The sequence below is a fragment of the Clostridium luticellarii genome (assembly GCF_002995845.1).
In the GTDB taxonomy this organism is placed as follows: domain Bacteria; phylum Bacillota; class Clostridia; order Clostridiales; family Clostridiaceae; genus Clostridium_B; species Clostridium_B luticellarii.
The window spans coordinates 1-2120 of record NZ_PVXP01000138.1; the positions used below are offsets into that span (position 1 = coordinate 1).

At 29.3% G+C, this 2120-nt stretch carries 3 protein-coding genes; 1 reads left to right on the forward strand and 2 read right to left on the reverse strand.

All coding sequences use genetic code 11. The features are described from left to right. Window positions 1-208 precede the first annotated feature (208 nt). Complete coding sequence (locus CLLU_RS18345; RefSeq protein WP_106011196.1) at window positions 209-1066, forward strand: YitT family protein; 858 nt, start codon at window positions 209-211, stop codon at window positions 1064-1066. Window positions 1067-1128: 62 nt separating this feature from the next. On the opposite strand, the gene CLLU_RS18350 is transcribed toward CLLU_RS18345, so the two are convergent. Together CLLU_RS18350 and CLLU_RS18355 are read right to left on the reverse strand one after the other, a co-directional pair. Then, window positions 1129-1344, reverse strand: a complete 216-nt coding sequence (locus CLLU_RS18350) for a DUF3006 domain-containing protein (RefSeq protein ID WP_106011197.1) — start codon at window positions 1342-1344, stop codon at window positions 1129-1131. Between the two features lie 52 nt (window positions 1345-1396). Further along, window positions 1397-1966, reverse strand: coding sequence for a hypothetical protein (locus tag CLLU_RS18355; protein WP_207656035.1), 570 nt, complete (start codon window positions 1964-1966; stop codon window positions 1397-1399). Window positions 1967-2120: the final 154 nt, after the last annotated feature.

Below are 2120 nucleotides of genomic sequence, written 5' to 3' on the forward strand. Positions count from 1 at the left end.
ATATAATATATATGGGTATATTTTATCATTTTATGTACTAGTATAAATAAAATTTGCAAAATCTTATTTTATGATTTTATATCATAATATCTGTGAATTTCTCATTTTATTGTTTATTTTAAAAATTACTTCATTTCTTTAATGTTTATAGATAATAATTGTAGGCATTTAATTTATATAAAATTTATATAAGGGACGTGGTTCAACAATGTCAAAAAAACAACATAAAATGCTTAAAATGGCCAGCAGGCTAGCTTTCATGTTAATAGGAGCTGTCCTAGCCTCTGTGGCTCTGGAATTATTCTTGATTCCCAATAATGTAGTAGACGGAGGTGTTACCGGTATATCTATCATATCCAGTCACCTTACGAAATTACCTCTCGGACTATTTATATTTGCATTAAATATACCTTTTTTAATAGTAGGATATAAACATATCGGGAAAACCTTTACCCTATCCACTTTGTTTTCTGTAACTTCCCTATCAATCATGGTGTCCATTCTTAAGCCCGTTCCCGGTGTTACAAATGACACCCTCCTGGCTTCGGTTTTTGGTGGAATAATACTTGGAATTGGAATTGGATTAATAATAAGGAATGGTGGATCTTCTGATGGCACTGAAATAATAGCCATAATTTTGGACAAGAGAACGGGTTTTTCCATAGGTGAAATAGTTATGTTTTTTAATGTATTCATACTAAGCAGTGCTGGTCTTGTATTTGGATGGGACAGAGCTATGTATTCACTTGTAACTTATTTTATAGCTTTTAAAGTGATTGATATAACTGTAGAAGGACTTGATGAGTCAAAAGCTGTACTTATAATTTCAGATCAATATGAAGATATAACAGAAGCAATTTTGGCAAGGTTGGGAAGAGGAGCTACGCTTTTAGATGGTAAGGGAGGCTATACCAGTACGCCAACCAATGTAATATATGTAATAGTATCCCGTCTTGAAATAGCCAAATTAAAATCCATAGTTTATGATTTTGATTCTACTGCACTTATGACCATTGGAAATGTTGAAGTCTCAGGAAAAAGTTATAAGAAAAAGTCAATACATTAATAAAAATTAGCATATAGGCAGAATAATATCCTGCCTATATGCTAATTGACTGTTAGAAAGTGTTAATTCCAAATGTCTTTAGTCAAGGAGTCAATTTTTCTTTTTCTCTTTTTGGTTTCTTCTATGTTTATAGTTATTTTACCCTCTGATGATATGTCGAGAACACATCCTTCTTTAGCGTTTTTAGGTAAATTTATTCTTTTTATATCCATCATAGTCATATCCTCTTTTTCGCAAACAGCATAAGGTCCCTCAAATCTGTCTATTATAACTCTCATCTAAATCCCCCATCTCATGAATTTAACTATACCTTTATTATACTATATATTGTCAAAAAATATTTCTTTTATCAATTAATATATAAATTTTATTTTTCCTGCCTATTAAAGCATTAAAAAGGCCTATGTTTTTTACATTGATTATGAACTCAAATATAAATCCAATTGATATCCAAAATATACAATTTACAATTATATAAGCAGTAAAGTAAATTACATAATTAAAAGTAAAGCTGAGACTTTTCAATATATAGGAATTAGGTGTTATTACAAATATAGAATAAAAAATCCCCAGGGGAATCCATAAGCTTAAGATTCCAATAAAAATTTCACTTAATTTTATAATGACGGACTTCCCAGAAAAATTTTCACTGAAAAATTTTTCATATAGATTCCATCTTATGAGCTGTGATATTGCAAGAAGAATTGAAAAAACCACGGACATATATATGATATAGAATATAAATTCTTTCAACAGATAAAATTGATTCAGAGTAAAGATCTTTACAACTAGAAATATAAATATAAATACAAGTGCAAGCATGAGATTTTTAATATCCAATACAAATTTTATTTTTCCTTTGATTTTCATTCTATCCCATTCTTCACAATAATAATTCATAATTTCTCCTTTCTAACACATTTATACTTAGGCGTTTGCGAAACGCTGTAATCCGCATAAATGCGGTATATTTCTTGCTGCAAAATAAAATAACTCCTCACTGATTTATGGTAAAATTGAATTGAATCAAAAAACAAAATCACCATTATACCTC